This is a genomic window from Candidatus Pedobacter colombiensis (genome assembly GCA_029202485.1).
In the GTDB taxonomy this organism is placed as follows: domain Bacteria; phylum Bacteroidota; class Bacteroidia; order Sphingobacteriales; family Sphingobacteriaceae; genus Pedobacter; species Pedobacter colombiensis.
The window spans coordinates 2,281,163-2,305,450 of the sequence record CP119313.1 but is presented as its reverse complement, the minus strand read 5'-3'; the positions used below and the strand labels follow the sequence as shown (position 1 = coordinate 2,305,450).

Genomic DNA, 24,288 nt, shown 5'->3' with positions numbered 1-24,288 from the left:
TTTAAATTAAGCTCTTATGATAAAGAAAAGCATCATTACAATACTGTTGTTGACAACAGTATTTAAGGTTGGATTGGCGGACCTGGAACACAGGTATGATGGATTTACCGTCTTTGAAATTCAGGAGACCCAATGATAATGCCCACCACCTGAGCCAGGATATTGTTATTGGCTACAGGAACAACTTCTTTCTTCTTATCATTCAGTTCTTCTGCTCCCGACACCGCATCCATGCCCGAAAATTTATTAGATACAAATGCAGGTTGCGATACAACTGCTGGTTTACCCATTTCATTATTCGTTGCAGCAGCTGCAGCGGGTGCCTGTAACAATGGGATCACTTCTTTATATGCCGGATCGAGCTTTTGTTCAGGTAGCATCATTTTACTATAGCTAGCCAATATATTCCCTGCACTTTCAGTCTCCTTCTGAGGATTCAGTGCAGCAAGGTTTACCACTACACCCGGAATACGTCCGGAACTTAGCGCCAATCCAAAATTCATCCGGTTCAGTAAAGATCCTGTATTGATCCAGTACTGCCCCCTATCAGGAAAACCAGTCGGCGCCTGGTAGTAATAAATCCGCTGCCCCATTCTTGAAATCCAGTTAAACAATTGGTAAGGTTGCTGAATATCCGCATTTATGGCCCGAACGCTACTCATAGCCAACTCAAAAGGCGATTTGGTCTTCTGTCTCAAAGCCTTTGTATCCCAGAATTCAGGCGAATTTACCATAGTAAGCAAAACCTGTCTGATATCTCCATCCTGTGTGGTAAATGTTTTGGCCATTTTCCTGATCAGACTGGCCGGAGGATTATCACTTACAAAACGTACAGCCAGTTTCCTGGAAATAAAATTAGCAGTAGAGGGATGATGAGCCAGCATCTCTAAAAGCGCAACTCCCTCTTCATAGCCACCATTTGCTTCAAAACGCTTTCCCAGCACTACCTTTTCTCCTTTATCATGTCTGGTGGGCGTAAACAAAAAGTCACCCTCATGTACAAAACCCTTAGCGGCGAGGTTGCTTTCTCCAATTTTAGCCACCAGCCCTTTCATTGCACTTCCATAACCTGTACTGCTAATCGGATAAATGGTCCAACCGGTTAGCACCCGGGCAGCCTGTGTAACATCCGATTGGGTGTAACCGCCATCAACACCAAGTGTATGCAGTTCCATCACTTCGCGGGCATAGTTTTCATTCAGTCCCGGCACATTCTTAGGTGGCTCAGCTGCCATCATCATACCCATTGCCGGCTGACTGACCGGGGCCGCCGCACCCTGACTGGTAAAATTGTCCAGGTAATAAAGCATAGCAGGAGATTTTGCTGAAGCGATCAGCAGCTGGTCAAATTTGCCAAGCGCATTTGGTCTGATCACGTCCCTTTCATAAGCAGGTATAAACTGAGCACACTCTCCTTTGGTAAAAGAAACATTAAAATGGTTGAACCAGAAATCTGACATCACTTCCTGCAACTGGTTGTTGGTATATGCAGCCCTTAAAATGTGCTGCGATATAAATTGTTTATACAAGTCCTGATCAGACTTAAGCCCTTTACTGGCCATATAAGCCTGTATCTTCTCATTATAAGCTTTTTTATCTACAGCTTTTCCGACAGAATCTTTACTGATTATGCTGTCCTTCAGCGCCATTTGCACCACTACAAAACCCGGAGGATATTCGCGCAGAACTTCAGTATTGCTCAATTGAATTGCATCATAACCGCTCAGCCTGCCGCGAAGTGCATCATCCGCCAAATTCCCTTCCAACTGTTTATTGAACCAATTTTCAAGTCCCATAGCCACCACCTCATCAACTTGTCCGGGTGTAGCCCCATAGGTAAAACGGTTTAAAAGATGTGCGGCAGCCTGCCGTTTATTTAATCCTGCATGTTTATAAGGAAAGGCAGATTTTGCTCCTGGCTGTTCCTTTTGAAAAGCAGTACAGAAAATAGTCGCGATAAACAGAAATACAAACAAACAGACAACTTTGGCAGACGTTCTCATAACAGTTTATTTTAAGTACAACGTTAAGATCGTCAAAATTTGATAAAGTTTTGAATCCAATGATTATTTATATTGATGGAACAACAACCTTAGGATTACTATAATTATCGATAAACCATTTTAATGCAGGGTTTCTGTTGGTATGCTTATAAGCAACCACCACTTCAGTGTTTACAGGTATATCTTTTAATTCGACAAATGAGACTTTCAAATGGTCGTATTGCCTTTTAAGTGAAAGTGGTAATATCGACACACCAAGCCCCGCTTCTACCAACTGTAGAATGGAATTCACATTATTCGCTTCATGCGTAATATCCGGTGTAAATTGCATTCGTTTACAAATCTCTATTAGCTTATGGTTATAATGAGGCGCAAATTCTTTATTAAAGAAAATGAACGGGCTCTTTTTTAAAAAGTCGGCCAATTCCTTATTTGTATTGAATTTTTGTTCTGAATGCGGAATGACCACTACGAAAGGATCAAAAAATAGGGTCTCCACAATTAGTTTTTCGGAAATAACAGGCGCTCTTAAAATACCTACATCTAATTTCCCTTGCTCCAAAGCTTCTATTTGGATTACAGTTGGCATTTCGAATAATCCCGTTTTTATATAAGGAAATTCTATACGCATTGCTTTTAAAATTTCGGCCAGATGAGATTGATAAACGGAACTGATATAACCAATCTTTAATTCGCCACTGATACTTAAATGAATTTGGCGAACGATATGTTTACTTTCTTCCAATTTGGCGAAAATTGTATCCACCTCATTTTTGAAATATTTCCCGGCATCTGTTAAGGTAACCTGTTTATTGTTACGTGTAAATAATTGTACCTCCAGCTCTTCTTCCAATTCTTTAATCTGGCGACTCAATGGTGGCTGAGAAATGAAGAGCCTCGTGGCTGCTTTTGTAAAATGTAATTCTTCTGCAACAGTTTTGAAATATAAAAGATGTCTGAGTTCCATATGAGCAATACCTATTAAGTATTATCAATTGACAAAATTGATATTTTTCAAATATGGTAAAAGCCATTAGTTTTGACAAACAAAATAACTAAAATATGAAAACAGCATATTCTCAAAAAGCTACTAACGAAGAGGTTAAGGTTCGGTTTGATCATGATGTTGAACGCTTTTCAAATCTTGAAGACGGACAACAAACCACCATCGACGCTCCACTTACCATGGAATTATGCACCGAGGCAGCAAAGTATATTACGCCTCATGCAAAAGAATTGCTTGATATAGGTTGTGGCGCAGGTAATTATACTTTAAAAATGCTTAGTAAAATTCCTGAATTGAATTGTACATTGAATGATTTGAGTATGCCGATGTTAATTAGAGCAAAAGAAAGGGCAGCAGAAAAAACAAATGGCAAGATAACGATCATACAAAATGATATGCGTAACCTTAATTTACCGGATAACCATTTTGATATTGTGTTGGCTGCTGCCACTTTCCACCATTTACGTACCGATGAGGATTGGGAGCTAGTTTTTACCAAAGTCTACAAAGCGCTTAAACCGGGTGGTAGCATCTGGATTTCTGACTTAATTACGCATGACTTCCAGCAGCTGAATAAGCTTTTTCAAGATAAATACAGAGCTTACCTCGAAAAGCTGGGTGGTAAGGAATACGCACAAAAAGTATTTGATTATATTGACTACGAGGATACCCCGCGTTCCTTAAATTATCAGCTTAATTTGTTAAATAAAGTAGGATTTAAAACCACGGAAGTACTGCATAAAAACTCTTGTTTCGCAGCTTTCGGTGGAATAAAGTAACATTTATAATAAGCCTGTTTTAATTAATACATCAGCAATTTCAATGGTTTTTTCTGCGGCGTTACCATTACCCATGTTAGACAAGACCATGATTGCAATTTTTTTATCTGGAAAATACATTGCCTGTGAACTGATACCAAAATCGCCGCCATCCCAAGCCCAAAATGTTCGACCATTATACTTTTCTGTATAAAGACCGAAAGCCTGGTTATTACGTCCATGCGGGAAATTAAGTTTAAGATGCATTAAATCATAAAATTCATTGCCTCCGAATTTCCTAGTGCTAAAGTTTACCTCCCATAAGGCAAAGTCATTAACAGAAGTGACAACACCACTGCCACCATAATGTGGAGAATTTCGCGGGTGCTGCAACCATCCACTCCCTTGGTTGACATGGATACCCTCTTTGTTATAGGCATCTACATATGCTTTGTTGCGCGGGTTATAAGGCGTTACCCTATTAGGGATGATTTCGGTATTATCATCATTGACAAGCGTATGCTTCATACCCAATGGTTCAAACAACTTTAGCCTCGCAAATTCAGAAAATGGCATACCGCTTACCTTTTCAACGATTTTGGTGAGCAGCATAAAATTAACATTGCAATAATCCCATTTCATTCCCGACTTAAAGCTAAGGGTATCATTCGCCAAAGAGGTTCTGATACATTCGTCAATTGTAAAATAATTAAAGGTAACCCAGGATAGACCATTCTTTCTTTGTAACCCCGGATAATCCGGAATACCGCTGGTATTGTATAATAAATGTTTAATACGGATCGTATCATTGTATTTTGCCAGTTCGGGAATAAAACGTTCGGCTGGCGTTTCCAGATCGATTTTTTTATCCATAATCAGCAGCGCAATACAAGCTGCAGTAAATTGCTTGGAGACTGATGCAATATCGAAAGCAGAGCTGCTTGTAATTGGTAAATTGTAGTCAAGGTTGGCAAGGCCATAGTTAGCTGAAAAGATCATTTTATCCCCTTTAACAATGCCAATTGCATAGCCAGGCGATTCGTTTTTATTCCACTTCTCGAAAATATTGTTTACGTCTTTTGCGAGTGATACTCGTGTTTTAACTTGTCCATAGACGGTCAAGACGCAAAATGATAAAACTAACTGCCAGCATAAAATCTTATTCATCGGTTTATTGAAAAACTAAAATACAATATAAGTTTCATTTAAAAAAAGTGAATTTTTCCTTTTATGTTTGGTTCAAAAGAAATCCGAATGAATATAGAAATACACCAAACCGGGGAAACAAGAATAGCAGAAGTTGTTTCTGATGAAACCTTGATAAAAAGCACAGAAGAAGGATTACAGCTATTGGTTGATCTGTACTATCAGGATTTCGACAAAATCATCCTTCAGGAGCAAAACATTAGCGCCGATTTTTTTGACCTGAAAAATGGTATTGCAGGAGAAATCCTTCAAAAATTCTCCAATTACAGGGTACGTCTGGCTATTGTTGGTGATTTCAGCAAATACCAGCGTAAAAGCATTAAAGACTTTATTTATGAAAGTAATAAAGGCAAACAAGTGAATTTTGTAGATAGCGCTGAAGAAGCAATTGCAAGGCTAACACAGTAATCCTATTTTAATCACAAGCCTCATCAATTTAGAAATGGTGTGCGTGCAAGTATAGGACACAGTATAAGACACTTTCATATTACTAACTGTTTGATTATTGGTAAAATCAAGGTTGACACCTGAATTAATTTACCCTTGACTTACCGTTAAGCTACCCTTGGAATACGGTTGCAATACCCCATATGGTATTGCAACCGTATTCCAAGGGTATTGTAAGGGTATTTTAGTACTTGATTTTACCTGTAATTTATCAATAGTCATACTTTTGTCATTATAAATCGTGCTATTGGGCCGATATATTTTAAGCCCTATCTTTAGTAACAAGCTCTTATATAAGTCATTAATTAATAAAATAAATTATGGCAATCACAGAAAATGGCCCAGGTGGTAACCACAAAGGTAAATTAGGTAATATTGTTTACTACATGCTCAATGGTAAAAATGTATCGCGTGAAATTGGTGTAACCACCAAACCACCTACCGAATTGCAGCTAAAATCCAGGCTAGAAACCAAATTGTCCAGTCTGCTACTGCGTCGTTTACTGGATTTTATCAATATCGGATTTGGTGTTGAGGCGATTTCGGCCAGGGACAATGCTTTTAATCAAGCTGTTAAATCCAACAAAAAGAATATCATCATGGGCACCTATCCTAATTTAAAAATTGCCTACGATCAGCTCCTGGTGAGTAAAGGACCACTTAAACCTGTCCAAAACTGTCAGGTGATGCCAACTGAAGCAGGCCTTCAGTACAACTGGGATACCAACCCTGAAATGCCCTGGCCGGAAGCTACAGATCAGGTGATGATGCTGGCTTATTTTCCGAAAAGGGAAAAGGTTTTTTATACACTTTTTGGTAACAGCAGATTATCCGGCAGTGATGTACTGGAAATTCCGCCTAGTTTACAAGGAGAATACATGGAGACCTATATATCGTTTATCGCTGCCAACAGAAAGCAACTGGCAAACAGCACTTATATGGGGAGTTTTAATTCAGACGCTCCTGAAGATTCACAATTAAAATCCTGAACATGGGTATATTAAAATCAGGGATACTAGGTGGCTTTCGCAAGAAACTAGGACCGGCAATTGGCCGCCGCCATATGGGACAGAACCTGATTTCTGCTCTACCTCATAAAAGTACGAAACCGGCAACATCAAAGCAACTTGAAACGCAAGTTAAACTCGGCTTACTGAATGGCTTTTTGAGTACGATAGACAAACTGGTCAATATCGGCTTTAACCAATACGTAAAGCATAATACCGAGGTAAATGCAGCCTTCTCTTACAATTATAAACATGCATTTGTTAAGGATGGAGAAGCATGGCTGATCAACTATCCAAAAATAATATACAGCAGAGGGCATATCGTTGCACCGGAAATGCCGCAGTTGGTAATGGAGGGAGAAAAAATAACCTTTAGGTGGTTGCCACAAAACCAATCGGCCTATTGCCAGTTTACAGATCTGGCCAGTTTTCTGGTGTATTGTCCATCAGAGGGAAGTGCCATTATTTTATTAAACGCGGTTAACAGGTACGCAAAAAGTTATACTATCGAAATACCTGCACATTACTTCAACCAAACCCTACATTGTTACATGAACTTCAATTCGGGCAATGGGAAGATAGTTGGAGATAGTGTTTATGTTGGCGTACTTTAAATAGGAAAGGATCACACAAGTGTGCCCCTCTCCTTTTCTTGTTGCAGAACCGTAATCTCTTTAACTGGAGCCTTACAATTTAAATTTAATCCCCCCATTGACAATAAATCCGTCGACAGGCGCATAAATATCCCTAAAAACAGGATTTGTAATTGATCCGGTATAAATTGTATCAAACTTTGTTTGACGAGTATCTGTTAGATTTTCAAAATTGACGAAAATGGAAAAACGTTCCCATATCTTTTCGATCATTAAGCCAGCTGTCCAATAGCTTTTTCCTACTGTTCCATCATTCAATCTTTGCTTACTAAAGTAATAAGCTTCAGCGCCAATTTTCCATTTATCTTCAATTTCGTACATGAGGATATTGTTTAGGCGGTGTTTAGAAACCAATGGATAAACTGTAGCACTATTATTGGCCTGTTGGTTAACATCTGCAAAGGTGTATCCGATAAATAGTTTGAAATCATCATAAGTAATCTTTGCATTAGTTTCCATGCCTTTGGTGTCCAATCTCCCATTTGGCTGGATATAGGCTAAATCACCCATTGTAGTCGGGGCAAGCAGTATTGGATTATTAATACGGGTGTAAAAGAACATCTGGTTGATACTAAATCCAACTTTATCGTCGAATAAGCTTGTACGGTAGTTCACATCATAATTGGCTCCATAAGAACGTTCAGCTTTTGTGTTTGCTACGTCAATTGGGAGCACATTTCTGAATTGAATACGCTCAGCATCTTCAGTGAATACACTGGGGGCTTTATATCCCAATCCACCACCTAAGCGGGTTGAGAAATGTTCATTGATTTTCCATAAAGCGGAAACCTTAGGTAAAAAGAAAAAACCATAGTCATTATGGTAATCTCCACGAATACCGGATTCAATCGTAAACTTTTCCGTTAGGTTCAAAGTGTTTTGCGCAAAAACACCGAGAGTAGTGTAGTTGTAACTTCTTAATGCAAAATCGCTATTCTTATGCTCTTTAAAATGATCAGAGAGGAGGTTAACACCTAATACCCAATCCGCTCTTTCAGCTTTATGTGAATAATTTGCTTCCGTATAGGTTGATACCTGTAAGCCTGAAAAACGATAATCGGGTAATCCAATAACACGATCATAGTAGCTTATCGAATTACGAAAAACTAACTTTTCTTTATCATTCAATTTATGGCCCAATTCTACTTGTGTACTGTACCGCTGGGTTTTGTTTTCTTCAAAGTAACTATTTGCCGCATTACCATGTCCTTTAATATATTCAAGATCGCCTCCTATTCGCTTTTCAATTGTTGTATTTAGTGCGGCCGAAAGTGTAGTACCTTCATTAAAATAGATGAATAATTTAGGATTCAATGTAAAGCGGTCAAATTTAGGAATAGCAGTTAAGCCAATACCAGATGGATCATAGGCAGTTCCATGATTATAAGCCGCATATATTGTAGCGCCCACTTTTTTAAATTTCTGTGCATAGAAACTACTCAAATCAAGTCCCAAAGCAGAAGTTCCATTCAAAAGAAAATTGAGTTGGCGTTTATCTGTTGGCTTCTTCGAGACAAGATTTACCAAGCCAGCTATAGCCCCACCACCATATAGTGTTGATGATGAACCTTTAATGACTTCTACCTGTTGTAAATCTAAAGGGGCTGTCTGGAGTAAACCCAATCCGCCTGAAAATCCTGAATACAAAGGAAATCCATCGCGAATGATTTGTGTATATTTCCCATCCAGCCCTTGAATACGGATACTGGAATTTCCACTAATTGCAGAAGTTTGTTGTGTTTGAATGCCTGTGCTTTCTGCGAGTAACATACGTATATCGCCGGGTTTCATATTACCCTTTTCTTCTAATTCTTCGCCAGATATCACTTCTATTCTGGTAGGGATATTGGCTATAGTCCTGCTACTTCTTGTTGCTGAAACCATAACTTCGTCAAGCTTTTCGCCATCTTCAGCAGTTTCAAGATTAATCTCCAATGGTACAGCTTGTACCAATGGAAAAATTAAAGTATCTGTTTCGGTTTTAAAACCAACGTAACTGAACTGGATAACCTGCTTGCCGGAGGGTATATTATTTAAGGTAACCAATCCGTCAGCACCCGAAACTGAGCCTATATTTGATCCATATATCTTTACGGTGACTCCGGGGATAATTTGTTTTGTTTTTGCGTCTTTGATGACCGCTTTATAAGTATTTTGGGCATAGACAGCAGCTGTAAAAAACAGTACTGCAATAAGCACAACTAATTTCTTCATGTTGTATTTGTAATTAAGTAATTCCAATAAAATCAGTCTAAAAGAGACTGTAATAAAAATTAACTTAATTTAGGCGGCTGCCAGATTACCGAAAAACTTTGGCTAAGTTCTATAGGAAGATAAATACTACCATGTAGAACCGGTTTTAAAACTACTGCAAAGGTAACAGCCGAACAGACATTTATTGTAAAACCGACGCACGTACCACAAACATAAAATGGTGAACAGCACTTACAGCAGTCTTTTTCATTTTCATCGCAATTCTTCTGCTTCTGCTCTTCTTGATGCCTCTTGTTACCTTCCAAAGCACAACAAGGCACTGTGGTCAGAAAAAGCACGAAAATGGATAATAGGAATGCAAATAGTTTCACGATGTAAAAGTAGGAAATTATTTAAAAATGCAATTCCGAATATTCGGCTTTTACCGCGTAACCTGAGTTAATTACACATTAGAATTTTTTAATGTGGTATAGTTTCTTTAATAGTTAACTATAAAATACTGATATTTAAACTGGCATAAAAAAACCTTTATAAATGCAATACAAAAAAATCAATAATCTGTTAGGTTGGCTTTGTTTCGTTATCGCTTCTACTACCTACATTTTAACCTTAGAGCCTTCCGTAAGTTTTTGGGATTGTGGCGAGTTCATTTCATGCGCTTATCGCTTACAGATAGCCCATCAACCCGGATATCCTGTATTTGCCATGTTAGGTAAAATGTTTTCGCTGTTGTCACTCGGTGATGAAACTAAGGTAGCTTACTTTATGAATATGGGCTCAGCAATAGCTAGTGGTGTAACCATTATGTTTTTGTTCTGGACGATAACTGCACTTGCAAAAAAGCTGCTCCTCAATAAACGCGGTGACGATGTTGATCAGTTAAATCTTATCCTGATTATGGGGTCTGGTCTGGTTGGCGCTTTGGCATTTACCTACACTGATACGTTCTGGTTTTCGGCTGTCGAAACCATCGTATTCGCCTTATCTTCCATGTGTACGGCCATTGTATTCTGGGCAATATTAAAGTGGGAAGCTGTTGCTGATGAGCCCCGGTCTGATAAGTGGCTTGTTTTCATTGCTTACATCATGGGACTGTCCATAGGTATTCATTTACTGAACTTGTTAACTATTCCGGCAATCGCAATGGTGTATTTCTTCCGAAGGAGTAAAAACATCACTGTAAAAAATGGTATTTGGGCTTTCCTAACCGGGGTTGCAATACTGGGTTTTGTACAGTATGGCATCCGGGGATATACTATAAAACTTGCTGCATATTTTGACCTTTTCTTTGTGAATTCACTTGGTTTGAGCTTTGGTACTGGTGCATTTTTCTTTATATTATTACTTGTTGCAGCGATTGTATGGGGTATTGTATATAGCATCCGAAATAAAAAACCAAAGCTTAACCTGGCGCTATTGTGTATTGCCTTCATTTATTTTGGCTATGGTTCATTTGCTTATATCCCTATCAGGGCTGCTGCAAATCCTCATTTGAATAACTCTCATCCTGATAATGCATTTACGCTATATGGTTACCTTAACCGGATCCAATACGGAGAAAATCCACTGTTAACCGGCCCATATTATGATTCGAAAATTATCGAGCAAAAAGAAGGCGACATCATTTACCGAAAAGGAAAAACACAGTATGAAAATGCCGGACGCAAGATTGAGTCGGTTTACGATCGTACTACCTTTTTACCGCGTATGTATAGTACCAGTCCACAGGATGTTCAGTTTTATAAAGCCTGGTTGCAGATTCCTGATGATAAATCTCCAAACTTTGTAGAGAACATGAAATGGATGTTTAGCTGGCAGATGAACCAAATGTATTGGCGATACTTTTTGTGGAATTTTGTGGGGCGTTATAATGACAATGATGGACAAACAGATAGTGGTGGCATTGATGGTAACTGGACAAGCGGTATCTTCGACGGTGGCAGACATCTGCCAAAATCAGTAGTTAATGGCATAACTTATACTCCATTATATGCGTTGCCATTAATTTTAGGTCTGATCGGAGTTTATTATCATATTAAGCGTAAACAGAAAGATGCCCTGGTTGTTTTCTTACTATTCTTTTTCACTGGCTTAGCTATTGTATTGTATGTTAATCAACCTTCAATACAGCCCAGGGAACGGGATTATTCGTACGTAGGTTCCTTTTATGCCTTTGCCATTTGGATAGGACTCAGTGTTATTGCCATTGCAGAGTTCGTCCGTAAATTCATTAATGCTAAAGCTGCCGCTATTGGTTCAACTGTTATTTGTCTTTTGGTGGCACCGGTAGTGTTAGCCAGTAAGGAATGGAAAGACCATGACCGATCCACTAAATGGGTAGCTCGTGATATGGCTTATGACTACCTTATTTCTTGCCCTCCAAATGCGATTTTGTTTACCTATGGTGACAATGATACCTACCCATTATGGTACGCTCAGGAAGTTGAAGGGATAAGGCCTGATGTTCGTACGGTTAACCTGAGTCTTCTGGGCACCGACTGGTATATACATCAAATGCAGCAGAAAATGAACCAATCAGCCCCCTTGCCTATTACTATGCCTTATGACAAGTATAAGGAAGGTGTCAGAGATGTTATTTATTACAATGATCAGAAAATTGCCGGACCTGTAGAGTTAAAAGAGGTATTTGATTTTATCACATCTGATGATAAACAAATCATGATGCAATACCAAAATGGCGAGTATGCTAACTATTTGCCAACTAAAAATTTCAAAATCACTGTAAATCCGGATGAGGTGATCAGAAATGGTGTAATTGCTTCAGACCAGAAAAGCAAGCTGACCAAAAGTATGGAATGGCAATATACCTCTAACTACATTACCAAGGATAATCTTGCCATGTTGGATATATTGGCGCATAACGATTGGAAAAGGCCGATTTGTTTTACCACAACAATGAATAATGAGAACTTTATTGGTTTACAACCCTATTTATATAAAGAAGGTTTTATATATCATTTAATACCGCTTGAAAAAGATACCACAATTCATAATCAGCTGAGCAAAACGAACACCATGGTTATGTACAATAATATCATGAACAAGTTTGAGTTTGGTAATTTTAAAAATGCACGCTATCTGGATCATCAATCGAGATCAGTGTATTATCCGGTAATGACATCAACTTTTGTTGATCTGATGGAAGGTCTTATGCAGGAAGGACGAAATGACCTTGCGCTGAAGGCTCTGCATAAATATGATCAGCAAATGCCTGATATTATACCTTACTATGATTATGCCGGTCAAAAGGTGTTTTTAGCTCAACTGGCGTTTCAATTAAATGATGTTGCTTTTGGTAGCAAGCTGATCAATACTGTTGACAAAGCTGTTGTTGATCAATTGGATTACAATTATCACTTATATACTGAAAATAAAAACAATGTAGATATGCGTGAAATACAGTTCAGTTTTCAATTGCTAAACGCTATGGCTGATTTCACCAAAAAGGGTAAACAAATTGCGCTTTCTAATAAGGTACAGGCACAGCTAAATGATTACATGAAAAAATTTGGCAATTAACCACATTAGAATGTTTTAATGTGGCTAAAAATATGTTTAACACGCTCTATCTTTGAAAAAACTTAAATGGTTTATTTAAAGTAATATTAACATGTATACAGGAACATTAATTGAATTCTTAAATATGGGTGGTGGCGAAATCATGCTTATCCTTGTAGTTATTCTTTTGCTATTTGGCGGTAAAAAATTGCCGGAACTGGCACGTGGATTAGGTCAGGGTCTGAGAGATTTTAAAGATGCTTCTGAAGGTGTGAAAAGAGAAATACACCGCAATATAAACGCTGTAGAGCCTCGGGAAGATTTGAGTCCAAAAGCTGGCGAGCGAACAGCTGAGAGTGGCAAAGCATCTTCTGAAGCTACAGAAAATAACGATTTAAACAAGGGTTCAGCAGCTAAAGAAAGTACGGGGGACAATCCAGGTTAATTACAACCTGATCCCTATGGGGGTTGTCGGCATACTTGTTTTTCCCTTACTGTTTTGCACTTTAAAACTATAATAATAAACATTGCCGGTCTTTACAGTCTTGTCGGTGAATGCTTCTTTATTTGCCGGCAGACTAGCTATTTCCACTGCAGGTTTCCCTTCTTCGGCCCTGAATATCTTTATGGCCCTTAGTTCCTGTCCCATGGGGTTATCCCAATGCAATTCAACGGCATCGCCAGTTCCAAAAGCCTTAACATTGGCCAGGCCACCAGGAATGTCGGCATATAAGGTATAGCCGGCTTCTAAACTTGGGCTACTGCTGTTTTTAAGGGTTTCCCCTACTGTTTTAATGCTGTAAAAATAGCGGTTTCCTTCTTCAATTAAACTATCAGTATAGCAGTTTACAGTTGCAGGAATAACGGACTGGCTTAGTAATACCGCTGCTGTACCTTTTGCTGTACTGTCTAATGGCTCTACATGTCGATACAGTAAATAACCTTGTATAGTAGCCGATTCCCGCCGCATATCCGGCCAGATCACCTGCAGTTTTTGATCATCTGTTTTCCGTACATAAACATCATGTGGAATGGGAAGTTTAGCGCTGCCGGAAGTATAAGCATATACTGCTTCAGTTCTGGGGCTGATGACGTATGAAGTGTTCTGATCGGCCACAGCATAGGCATATACTTCGGAGGTAGCCGTGGCCGGAATGGTATCGATAAATGCAATCCTGCTACTGTCGGTAATAATGGGCAAGCCTAACTGTTCAAAAATCCCTTCGCGACCCCTTGCCCGGTATATGTGGTAAGCCCTGGTGTCTGGTTCCATACGGCTAAAGGTAAGGATGACCTCTTGTCCGTTTTGCCTCAACTGCAGGTTTTGAGGTGGGAAGCGGTTTTCGTTGCTGGCCTTTAAAACTCCTGGAACACGGGGCGATAAAGGAGACGACTCATATACCCCATTCAATCCGATGGTATAATAATAGGTGGTTATGGGGTCTACCAAGTGATCCAGATAAAGGCTGTCCGATGAACCCAGACTGGCTATCTTTTGGTATTTCCCGTCGAATGTTCTGCTCTTATAAATATCCACTGAAGTGATGTTTTGCGTAGCTGGCAGCTTCCAGCTCAGTTTAATGGCTTTTTCTTTTTCTGCAGATATCGCTTTAAAATTGGTTACCGACGGTACAATACTTTTTTCCGGAACATTGAAAGCTCTGATCTCTGGCGATTGCAAACCCGTATTACCTACTGCATCAAAAGGCATCAACACATAAGTGTAAGGCACTTTTTCAACTGCCGTTTTATCAGTAAATGAAATGAAAAGTTTATTGTTGCGACTGATGAACATGGGCGATACATTGATCTCCTGATAACCACTGCGCATGTAATAACCTCTAAATACTTTACAATGGGTCATTTTCCCCTGATCGACGACTTCAAACTCGGCATAAATTCCCTCTTTTGAAGGGTTAATGAGAACTGGTTTAATATCTGTGCTGAATTTTTCACCAGGATAAGTGGTAAATCCTGTGATTTGCCCTTCTGTGGGGGGCGCATTCTTTTGTAGTAATTGCACTTTGTAATTGTAACTAGTCAGGCTATCTGCTGTGGCATCATACCAGGCTGTGCCAATTGCGCTACGCAGGGCATAGTCACCCTGTATTTCGGGAGGAGAAAATTCATTGGTTCGTGCATTGATCCGCTGCCATAGGCTGTCGAGCTTGACCTGTGAAATGGGCGCAAGATCGAGCCCTGCAATTCGCTGCACATTCAACAGCTCAGCTCGCACTTGTTCTACCGTAGCTGGCATACGCAATTCTGCCAAATCTATCCAACCGGCATTGCCTTTCTGGCGCATAATTTTATAACCAGATCCTTTTGGCAGCTTGTCGCCACAAATGATCCAAATACCTGCACGTCCGGGCACTGCTTTTGGATTTTGTCCAAAACTACTGCTAATTACAAAACAGCTTACCAGGATCAGGTTCATTAATTTCATTGATATACTTTTAAATTGTCGCATTACTTTCAGGTTTAAAGGTCTTTATTAGTTACACACGCTACATTTGTATTGTTTTGGCCCAATGAAAACTTCAATGTTTTAGGCGTAATGTATATGCCAGCATCCATACTTCCTCCAAAGCTTTTTTGGCCAACTAAGGGGATCCATTGACTGACCATGTACTTGACTTTCACACCAGCATTTCCACTGACTGAAAAACCACCGGTACTATAGGTTGCGGATGCGGTTAAATGCGCTGAGAGGCCACCAGAGATAGAGGTACCGGTTATGGCATCCAAACCAGCGTTGATCTCACCGTGTGCACCAATCAAGGCCATCAGATTTGGTGAAGGCGAGGTGGCGAAATTACCACCCAAGGTGACCTCAACTCCCAACATAGCATTTAAATAAACAGAAGCAATACCAATATCAAAACCATAGCGTTCATTGATCAGATCATAGCCTCCCGTTAAAAAGAAACCTTTAAAGTTGCTTTGGTTCTGTTGTAACCAACAGATGTTTTCTTTAGCCTTGCTATATTGCGTTACTGTACTGATGTTGCTGTTAGTTAAACTGGAATTGCCAAAAAGCAGGCCGATATTGAAGGTGCCAAAGCCGTTGAAGAATAGCGTGCCTGTATTTAGCGAACCTGCACCAAGAATCAACATGCCCCTGGAGCCATTGGTCACCTGTACATCCCCAGAGAACAAATAGCCGCCAAAATTCACTTCAGACATATGCAGACTGCCTCGCATTTCTTTGGCGTCAAAGTCGTAAACCATCTCTACATTCCCCAATGGCGTACTTACCTGGTCCATTTTCACCTGGTTTCCGCTCACCTGGATATCGCCAAGAACCTCGAAATTATAGATCGGCTTTTCTTTGACCATCGCAGCGGATTTCGGGTCGTTTAAAGGACCTGAAAACTTAAGGGTAGACCAGTCGTTTGTGCCATCTACACGCATCCCGTTTGTTGCATCACTACTAATACTCAAGCTCAGGTCGTTATCCCCTGCCGGCGCTCCTGGCGAACTGCTCGATCCGTCTAACCGCAACTTGTAACCGCTTAGTAAGGTTACAGTACCTTTATCTACCATACCGCTGCCACTAACCGGCTCACCAAAAGAGAAAGTACAAGGCATAGGGTTGATCTTGCCGGGCTCTTGCACCAACCCTTTCATCTTAGTAATGTGTCCTTGCTGTTCTATTTTTGCTGTCTCGTCTCGGTTAAATTGTACATAGCCTTTGCCTTCAAATCCCAGTTTAAAATTACCTGGTTCCATGTCCCATACCGATCCGTTTTTAGTATAAACCAGGTTTAAAGCCATATTGCCAATCCGGGGGACATCAATCTTAGTTTGCCCGGTCAAAGCAAAAGAATTATTATCACTCGTAAAGGACATGGGGAAAAACGTAAACTTCTTGTTGTTGTACAGTTTGAGTCCATTCTGATTATTGGCCAGACTTACAATATTCTCATTGTTGTAACTGATTAGCTGGAAATAATTTACGTCCAGTATAGTAGCTGCAACCTTATTGGCAATTGCAGGCAAAGGAATACTGGCTACAGGCTTGTTCCCGCTGCCCACTGCAGAAAACCGCCAGTGTGCTGCGTGGTCACTTCCACATGCTTCGTCGAAAACCAGACTGGTGTTTTTGGCGTCAATTCCTGTCAGCTGCACTAAACCGCCTCCCAGAGAGATATTTTCGACGTCAAAATCTTTCAGCACAAACAGGTCACTACGCAGGTTAAAGGTTCTGGCTTTTACATCTACAATTCCAGTTTTAACTAAGGTATTGGCAGAAACAATTCCACCCTGTTTGGGGTCAATCTCCCAATCCTTCACCTGTAATTTCCAGGTCTGCAAATCTATCTGTATCGGCTCTGTACCTTTACTTTTCTCAATGCTATTCCCATCCAGCACCAGATTTTTGATGCGGATATCCAACGTTCCTTGTTTGCTGTTGGGAATTTTGGCTTTTACATTGACATCCAGGTTTATCTTTCCAGTTGTAGCAATAAAAGACCCAGAAGGATCTGCTGTAGCCGGAAAGCCTATAAAAGAGAATTTCAAGGCTTTACCTGTCGAATCTGAAAGGTTATAAATATCATAGTTATAATCGGTATTGTAGATTGCCCTAACTGTAGGCAAGCCTGTGCTACTGCGTTCATTTTTATTGAACAAATAGAAAGAAACCGGCACCTTTCTCTGAGCGTCCTGAAAGCTTAAATACGAAGATGGGAAATCAAAAGAGTTATCTACGATACTTACCATGGCGTTTACTGCGCCTCCATTTTGTCCTCCTGTACTCATTTTCTCCAATGTCAGGGGCAGTGGTCTGCCTGTTATATTCTTTGGATTCTTTAAAATCACGTTATATCGGTTCAGGTATTTCATTTTTAAAGTAGCCAGGGCATCCAGCGGTATCGCGTCCAACTCAGGTACATATTCTACCTTTACTGTACTTTTCACCAAGATGACATCGGTAATTCGCACTTTAGTTTTAGGATCAAGAGGTACCAATTTCGACTGGTTAGTACTCAGGTCGACCAGCCCCGTGATTTTGTATTTGGTTATGCCAGACACCTTCAGTTCCTCTATTTTTTCGATGGATAACGGGTATCCCCAGATACCTGAAATTTTGGGTATATCTAATCCTGTTAGTTTAAAATCGGCCACATTTTGTGCCAGTGGAGCTATGTTAATGGTCTTTTTATCCCCATTTACATTAAAAGTGGTATCCAGTATAGCCTGCAAGGTGGCTTTCAGGTTGCCATTCTCTACATTATAAGGGATACCACTGATCACATATCGGCCATTCTTATCCGTTCTTGATTCCAGCAGGGAATACGCCGTTGCGTCAGCTGTGTTATTGTTATAATCTACCTCTGCCTGCCTGTTGTAATCCACGTAAACCCTGGCATTTTGCACAGGCTTGCTGTTCAGCCCCTGTGCCAGGGTTACCAACCCACTTACGGAGAAACCCTGCAACATTTTAACATTGTAAACTATCGGTAGCTTCGATTCCTCATTTTTAAGGTTAAATACCTTGGGAATGTAGCCTCTTCCAGCTATGTCAATGACCTGAATGGTATAGTTGTTTATAGATACATTTTCAAAATCAAAGGAGATGTCGCCATTGCTTTCGTATACCCCTACTTTTGTTGGGTCGTTGTTAATGATTACTTTAAATTTGGTATTCAGTGCCTGGATTTTATTGCCATTATTGTCTACCATAACAAAACGCATACGGTGGTGCCTTTTCAGCATTTTTATGGTTTTGGTGCCATCAAACTCGGTGGGATTATAGCTGACTGTTTCTTCAAAATATGCGGGATCTTTAGGGTAAATGGTCACTTTTTGTACTCCGACAGCTGGTACGGCCATCATGAACAAACCAGAGGCGGTAGTAACCTGGTCAAAAATGGTTCCGTCGCCGCGGGTAGCGAAAGCCGTTACCACCTGATTACTTACTGCATCAACAGTTTTTAAAACCAAACTTTTAGCGGGTTTCATCAACAGGGTATAATAATACTTATTGCCCTTTTCGGTAACCTGCGGACTGATCGCTGCTGGTGTGGTATAACCATCTGCATACACGGTGATGCTTATTTTCTCCTCATTCTTCCATAAAAAATTACTGAACTGATCACTTTTGATCTCAAAATAACCACTGGTATCTATGGTCGTTATAAACCTGTAGGCATTGGTTTTTAAATTATTGAGGCAGATAGTGGCATTTTTGATTCCTTTGCTGCTGCTGGCATCAATCACTCTTCCTGCAATTCTGCTGGAGGAAAGATCAAGGTATACCCCTCTTGAATCATAGCTTTGAGCGCCTTGAGCAACTACAACTGTTCCCAAATAGTCATTTCTACTTACCACTTCGTTCCAGCCGGAATGATAATTGATGGGTAAAGAGACCAGTACCGGTTGAAAACTTCCTCCTCCGTTTTCTGCACCTGGTGTTACCTGCAAAGCATACAGGCTTTCGTTGTTTAGTAACCTTTTTTTACCCAGGTTGATGTAACCTTTATTTCCGCCATCTTTAGTGATGGAAAAAGCCGTATCAATAACCCATTCTACAGGATCATCGAATTTTAAAGCTACCCCATTGGTTCCTTTATAATCGGCTGTGCCTCCAAAATCCGGGCTCAATAATTTCTTTTTAGGGTGACTTATAGACCCTTCTCCATCGGGCGGCGTTACTGATGGGGCTTTGCCCCTAAATACCACCACTTTGGCACCAGTAAGGGCTTCGTTACTTTTGCTGTTGTTCACATAAAAATTGATGCGGTAATCCTGAATTTCATCTACATTGGTTACAATCGTCCCCAGATCAACTGTTTCAAAAGGCTGGACTACAAAACGATCTGGTTTATTGGCCGGACTACCGCCACTGATGGATGCGACTACCGGCAAACCGTCAAGACTAAAATAGCGGTCTACAAAACCGGGAATATCTATGCGAGCTTCCATTGTTCCTTCCAGGGGCTCGAAGGCTGAGGGTCCTTTTAATATTGTTCCTCCTACAGGAGACGTTGCTGATGCGGAAGTGCCGATCTGTACCGTACTTGAGAAGAGGTTGATGCTTTGTGTAATACTTTGTACAGGACTAACGACTATTGGGGCTGCTACTGTGACCGGTTGCGACGCAATCTGTCTGGCCTTTTCTTCGGCCTGCTTTTGCATCGCAGCAATTTCGGCACAGGTAGGCCCAGTTGCCGGTCCTGTTTGTTTCAATACAAGCCCCTCAATAGTCCCCATTTGCATAAAGTTTAAAATGGATACTTCGAAATTTCCTTTTGCATCTGTTCTACCTCTTCCTACCACCAGATTATCTGGCCCTGGTGCCAGGGGAACCGAGGTACTGCCACCACCTCTTGCGTCTTTAAAAACCTGCTGCAGCTCTACCGGATAATTTTGACAATTGGCATTTACACTCTTATCCAGATTTGTTTTAACCCGCATGCTGATTTCGAAAGGCTTGTTGGCATACGGGCGTAATACACCTGGCTGACTTGGCCATTGGTACATCACCTTGCCCTTTACTTTTGCCATAGGTGGCTTTTTAGAAATAATGTTGTAATTGATTGCCTGGTTCAGCGTGTTAGAAGCTGCGGTTTGCAGTTGGTCTGACGAAGGCATAAAGCGCTGCTGCTGTATAGGTGCAGTCAGCTCATCCCTGCGGTTTGCTCCCGTGTCGGGCAGCATGGCCTGAAGGTAATACTCATCCCCCATCTCAAAATTGCAGATCAGCTGTTTGAACTGAACAATGGTCTTTCCATTTGTTGAGACTTGTGTTTTGGCTTCTGCAACCGGGATGTAATTGGCATTTTGCGCTGTTGCTGTTATCTTTTTCCCAGCTTCGTAATAAGGTATATAAGCTGATTTTGCCTTGCGAAACAGTATTACTGGGATACCTGCCGGTAAGCGTGATAAGGTGTCGATAGAACTTTTATCAATCGATAGATTGTTATAGTTAACGGGCACATAACCGGCAGCTCCATTTACTGCGTTAAAATCATTGATGCTTATTTTATCAGGAAAGCCTTTTTTAAGGGTTACTGCAAGGTTATAATTGTAAACCCCGGTACGTACTTCACCAAGCTTTAATGTATCTTGTTGAATTGTAGTTTTGCCATTTGCTGTAGATCTGTTTATTTCGGGTATTTTAACCGGAATGTTATTTTCAAGCATGGCGTAATAGGCACTGTTGATGCGCATCAGGATATATTTATTGCCTTTATCATTTGCTGAAATCGGGATCTGGGCCTTAAAATTACCTTCGGCATCGGTGCTTACCGACACTGATGTTTTAGCTGGGTCAAGATTGACAACTGAAACTGGCTTTCCGTTAACTTGATAAGTTTGTAAGGCAGGTTTAGCCTGATCTACCAGTTGTAGCGTGATGCTGGTGTTATTGGCTCCATAGTAGGTTGTTTTATCAAAGGTATATGCCAGTTTTCCGGTTACATTCAATTGCGTCTGCGCTATTGCAGTCTCTTCCTTAATGAGCCAGGGGCATGATGTTGTTTCGTCAATAATGGTTCCTTTTTTATCGTAAGCAGTGATTTTAAGGGTATACACTTCGCCGGTAAAAAAGCCTTGTGCTCTGGCCTGTATATCGGTAAATTTCAAATTCCCTTTTGGTGCATTGAAGCTATAACTCAACTGAGTCTTTTCACTGCTGCTGTGCAAGTTATTGCTAATTCTTTTAAAAAGGAGTTCATATCTGGCGATGATAACTGGTCCATTAGGGGTATTTATTTGGGTATAATTCGACAATGTGTTTTCGTCCAACTGTCCACTTACCTGCATTCTATCCATCTGCTCTTTCCATAGCCAGCTGAATGACAAATCATTATTCGGCCCCATCAACACTTCTACAGGAGATGGATTATTCTGACAAGTTGGGGAAACCACAAATAAAGCGCCTGCTGTAATGGGCAAATTGGAGGTAATTGTACTTGTGCCATATATAAATGTTGATGCTCCACTTACACCTTTGTTTTTAAACTCTACTTTACCTGTTAAATCTGTAGCTGTAACCCGCCAGGCGTAGTGCTTACCTATCTGTAAAGCAGGTGCAGTTGCACTGTACAAAAAAGATGTGGTGGAAACCATTTGCGAGAAGAAAGGGAAAGAAGTGGCATCGAGCACCTGATTTGGATTTTTAGTGGCATCCGGCATTTCTGCAATTTCCAGTTTATATTGAGTACCAATAGGTACCGTTCCCGGATTGGCCCAGGTAAACACCAGCGTTTGCGGATTTGTTACTGGGGTTTCAGTAGCTGGCATCGGATTAATCAGCACCGGTGCATCCGGATACAGGATGCTGATGTTGCTACATCCCATTGAAACGGCGGTACCAGAAATTGGCCGTCCGCTATTGTAGTCTAAAGCTTGCAGGCACAAGCTGTAATTTCCCTCAGGCAAGCGTGAGGATAACATGAGTTTGTTTTTATCTCCGCCGCTGATATCCAGGTTATCCAGGTCAAAGATATCCTTAAGCGATATTCCATTCAATTGTTTTACTTCTCCACCATTGAGTATAATGGGCTGCGAAGGCATATAATTGGGCTTGGTAGTGATCATTAAACCATTGTCGCCCGTTAGTTTTCCATGTAATTTGAGCTGTACCGGCTGCCTGCTCATATTTTGCAGCACCACGAATACTTTTGAAGCATTGGCTCCTGAATAATCTGAATAATAAGGAGAATATGGCGGTACAATGGTCAGGTTTACATTTACCGAATTCACCACATCTTGTTGGGCGCTGGAGTGATAACCTGAAAACAAGAGCAGCGGCAGCAGTCCTAGTATTTTCAGTGTGATGCTGCGGAATATGACTGATGGTATGGTTCTAAAATTCATAAGTGTGTAGGATTAAAAGCGATGGGTAATGTTCAGATTGGTTCGCGTTTCGTCAAAAGTTGGTGTTAGGTTGTCGGGCGAATTACTTTTCAGATAGCTGAGGGATAAGTTCAGCGCATCCCGTTTACTGATTCGGTAACTGCCGTTTACATTGCCACTAAATATATTCCCGGCATCTATATGGTTGTTCTTTTGCTGCTGATAACTTAGGGCAGTATTTAACAAGGCCTTGCCTTTTAGGAATTGTTTATCTATACCTATGGTTGGCCCGTAAATCTCACTTTTCATAGTTAATAAGTCGGACACAGCATAATTAAAACCTGCATTGAAACTGATTGCCAACTTAGTCAGTGCGAGTTGATAAGATAGATTTCCTGTTTTACTGTTAGTTTCGGTTTGGCCGGCAGTTTTACGATTGAGATCAACCAGCGACTGCAAATTACCGGTTAGTACCAGGCTTTGCGGTATAGATGCGTTGCCAAAACCATAACGGGTAACTATGCTCAGGTTGTGGTTAGTGCGGGCTATCCGAATGGTATCTATGATCGGATTGATCCCCCTGGATTGAGTCAGGCCATAATTGGAATAGCGCAAATCAATACCAAACCTGATCAGGTTATAAGATATTCCGAGCGAACCGATATTTTTATTGGAGGTAGCCAGTTTATCTTTCAGGATATTATCGTGCTGAAATCCCAGACTTCCATTAAGCCTGATTTTATTTTTCAGGATACTAACATCACCGTTTATGGTGTAGTTCTCTACATCTGTTTCAAAATAATAGGCTCCCATGGATTTATAATCCGGATCCACCCTGCGGTATTGCAGTTTAAGGCTGTAGCCTGTTCCACGATAGCCTATACTTGCCTGACCTGCGCTAAGCAATTGGGTACTGGTATTGATCGCCATCAGTCCCTTCAGGAAGTTGACTTTTTTAAACTCTCCTTTACTGCCAATCGTGTCGGCATATAAATCGCGGGTATATAAACTGCCTGAGGCTTCCAGATCCAATAAAATGCGTTTAAATAAAGTCCACCGGCTTGCTATACCTACCACAACATTTTCTGCAGGGCTGATTCCTGAAAGGATTGGTCTTGTTTTAAGCGATGTGGAATCGTCTTTTGCTTTTACCAAAATAAAGTCAAAGTGATTGGCTTCGGTACCAGCACCGAGTTTTACACTGTAGCCCATTCGCTTGTAGGCTGGTGTTTGCGCAAAGGCCAGTGGTTGTATTTCCTCTTCAATAGCTTTGTTGAAACGGCCGTAGATCAGGCCAAAGCGTAATTTTCCGGGATTGAGTTCTACCCCGCCTCCTAAAAAATTAATGCCAGATAAGGTAAAAGGTGAAAATTCGATGTTTCGCCAACCGGCATGGAGGGTAATCCATTTGTACCGCGGGCTCATCCCGTACTGGTTAAATGGCTGTCTGAAACTTCGTTGCTGATCGCTAACGACTACACTAAAGGGAAAATTAACTCCATAAACAGAGAGACTTGGCATCCCGTTAAAAAGATAGGAAAAGCTACGCGCTCTAGGCGCTATGCCGCTGGAAAAATAATTTCCCATGCCTATTCCAAAAGTGCCCTGTATGGCAAATGGTTTCTGCTTAATCAGCTCGTTTAAATCTTGCCCCATACTTATTCGGGG

13 protein-coding genes are annotated in these 24,288 nt (G+C 40.7%); 6 read left to right on the top strand and 7 right to left on the bottom strand.

Annotation, left to right across the window (positions count from 1 at the left end):
- Window positions 1-104: 104 nt before the first annotated feature.
- Both P0Y49_09780 and P0Y49_09775 read right to left on the bottom strand, forming a co-directional pair.
- Complete coding sequence (locus P0Y49_09780; GenBank protein ID WEK21427.1) at window positions 105-2,003, bottom strand: DUF1800 domain-containing protein; 1,899 nt, start codon at window positions 2,001-2,003, stop codon at window positions 105-107.
- Window positions 2,004-2,070: 67 nt separating this feature from the next.
- Complete coding sequence (locus P0Y49_09775) at window positions 2,071-2,970, bottom strand: LysR family transcriptional regulator (GenBank protein ID WEK21426.1); 900 nt, start codon at window positions 2,968-2,970, stop codon at window positions 2,071-2,073.
- Window positions 2,971-3,065: 95 nt separating this feature from the next.
- Here P0Y49_09775 and P0Y49_09770 point away from each other — a divergent pair, with 95 nt between their 5' ends.
- Complete coding sequence (locus tag P0Y49_09770; GenBank protein ID WEK21425.1) at window positions 3,066-3,788, top strand: class I SAM-dependent methyltransferase; 723 nt, start codon at window positions 3,066-3,068, stop codon at window positions 3,786-3,788.
- 3 nt (window positions 3,789-3,791) lie between these two features.
- On the opposite strand, the gene P0Y49_09765 is transcribed toward P0Y49_09770, so the two are convergent.
- Complete coding sequence (locus P0Y49_09765; protein ID WEK21424.1) at window positions 3,792-4,934, bottom strand: serine hydrolase; 1,143 nt, start codon at window positions 4,932-4,934, stop codon at window positions 3,792-3,794.
- A gap of 87 nt (window positions 4,935-5,021) precedes the next feature.
- Here P0Y49_09765 and P0Y49_09760 point away from each other — a divergent pair, with 87 nt between their 5' ends.
- The 3 genes from P0Y49_09760 (at window position 5,022) to P0Y49_09750 (ending at window position 7,041) form a co-directional block, all read left to right on the top strand.
- Window positions 5,022-5,381, top strand: a complete 360-nt coding sequence (locus P0Y49_09760; GenBank protein WEK21423.1) for a DUF4180 domain-containing protein — start codon at window positions 5,022-5,024, stop codon at window positions 5,379-5,381.
- 359 nt (window positions 5,382-5,740) lie between these two features.
- The gene (locus P0Y49_09755) at window positions 5,741-6,409 is read left to right on the top strand and encodes a DUF6266 family protein (protein ID WEK21422.1); all 669 of its coding nucleotides are present in this window, start codon (window positions 5,741-5,743) and stop codon (window positions 6,407-6,409) included.
- A 2-nt stretch (window positions 6,410-6,411) separates the two neighbouring features.
- On the top strand, window positions 6,412-7,041 hold the full coding sequence (locus tag P0Y49_09750; protein ID WEK21421.1) for a DUF6266 family protein: 630 nt from the start codon (window positions 6,412-6,414) through the stop codon (window positions 7,039-7,041).
- A 72-nt stretch (window positions 7,042-7,113) separates the two neighbouring features.
- Here the strand turns inward: P0Y49_09750 and P0Y49_09745 are convergent, their stop codons facing one another.
- Window positions 7,114-9,294 (bottom strand): TonB-dependent receptor, encoded by a 2,181-nt coding sequence (locus P0Y49_09745; GenBank protein ID WEK21420.1) that lies wholly within the window; start codon window positions 9,292-9,294, stop codon window positions 7,114-7,116.
- A 534-nt stretch (window positions 9,295-9,828) separates the two neighbouring features.
- On the opposite strand from P0Y49_09745, the gene P0Y49_09740 reads away from it, so the two are divergent.
- The gene (locus tag P0Y49_09740; protein ID WEK21419.1) at window positions 9,829-12,834 is read left to right on the top strand and encodes a DUF2723 domain-containing protein; all 3,006 of its coding nucleotides are present in this window, start codon (window positions 9,829-9,831) and stop codon (window positions 12,832-12,834) included.
- Window positions 12,835-12,925: 91 nt separating this feature from the next.
- Window positions 12,926-13,258: a twin-arginine translocase TatA/TatE family subunit gene (tatA, locus tag P0Y49_09735; protein WEK21418.1), complete on the top strand. Its 333-nt coding sequence runs from the start codon at window positions 12,926-12,928 to the stop codon at window positions 13,256-13,258.
- Here the strand turns inward: tatA and P0Y49_09730 are convergent, their stop codons facing one another.
- The 3 genes from P0Y49_09730 to P0Y49_09720 are packed head-to-tail and all read right to left on the bottom strand — an operon-like array spanning window position 13,259 to window position 24,276.
- On the bottom strand, window positions 13,259-15,259 hold the full coding sequence (locus tag P0Y49_09730) for a hypothetical protein (GenBank protein ID WEK21417.1): 2,001 nt from the start codon (window positions 15,257-15,259) through the stop codon (window positions 13,259-13,261).
- A 35-nt stretch (window positions 15,260-15,294) separates the two neighbouring features.
- Window positions 15,295-22,641, bottom strand: coding sequence for a hypothetical protein (locus P0Y49_09725; GenBank protein WEK21416.1), 7,347 nt, complete (start codon window positions 22,639-22,641; stop codon window positions 15,295-15,297).
- A 12-nt stretch (window positions 22,642-22,653) separates the two neighbouring features.
- Entirely contained in the window at window positions 22,654-24,276 is a 1,623-nt protein-coding gene (locus P0Y49_09720) for a hypothetical protein (GenBank protein ID WEK21415.1), read from the bottom strand.
- Between the last annotated feature and the right edge of the window lie 12 nt (window positions 24,277-24,288).

What these genes read in the sequence shown, in the direction of transcription:
- P0Y49_09755 (WEK21422.1), top strand. Translation starts at nt 5,741, where the DNA reads ATGGCAATCACAGAAAATGGCCCAGGTGGTAACCACAAAGGTAAATTA.
- P0Y49_09770 (WEK21425.1), top strand. Translation starts at nt 3,066, where the DNA reads ATGAAAACAGCATATTCTCAAAAAGCTACTAACGAAGAGGTTAAGGTT.
- P0Y49_09745 (WEK21420.1), bottom strand. Translation starts at nt 9,294, where the DNA reads ATGAAGAAATTAGTTGTGCTTATTGCAGTACTGTTTTTTACAGCTGCT.
- tatA (WEK21418.1), top strand. Translation starts at nt 12,926, where the DNA reads ATGTATACAGGAACATTAATTGAATTCTTAAATATGGGTGGTGGCGAA.
- P0Y49_09720 (WEK21415.1), bottom strand. Translation starts at nt 24,276, where the DNA reads ATGGGGCAAGATTTAAACGAGCTGATTAAGCAGAAACCATTTGCCATA.
- P0Y49_09765 (WEK21424.1), bottom strand. Translation starts at nt 4,934, where the DNA reads ATGAATAAGATTTTATGCTGGCAGTTAGTTTTATCATTTTGCGTCTTG.
- P0Y49_09750 (WEK21421.1), top strand. Translation starts at nt 6,412, where the DNA reads ATGGGTATATTAAAATCAGGGATACTAGGTGGCTTTCGCAAGAAACTA.
- P0Y49_09780 (WEK21427.1), bottom strand. Translation starts at nt 2,003, where the DNA reads ATGAGAACGTCTGCCAAAGTTGTCTGTTTGTTTGTATTTCTGTTTATC.
- P0Y49_09730 (WEK21417.1), bottom strand. Translation starts at nt 15,259, where the DNA reads ATGAAATTAATGAACCTGATCCTGGTAAGCTGTTTTGTAATTAGCAGT.
- P0Y49_09760 (WEK21423.1), top strand. Translation starts at nt 5,022, where the DNA reads ATGAATATAGAAATACACCAAACCGGGGAAACAAGAATAGCAGAAGTT.
- P0Y49_09740 (WEK21419.1), top strand. Translation starts at nt 9,829, where the DNA reads ATGCAATACAAAAAAATCAATAATCTGTTAGGTTGGCTTTGTTTCGTT.
- P0Y49_09725 (WEK21416.1), bottom strand. Translation starts at nt 22,641, where the DNA reads ATGAATTTTAGAACCATACCATCAGTCATATTCCGCAGCATCACACTG.
- P0Y49_09775 (WEK21426.1), bottom strand. Translation starts at nt 2,970, where the DNA reads ATGGAACTCAGACATCTTTTATATTTCAAAACTGTTGCAGAAGAATTA.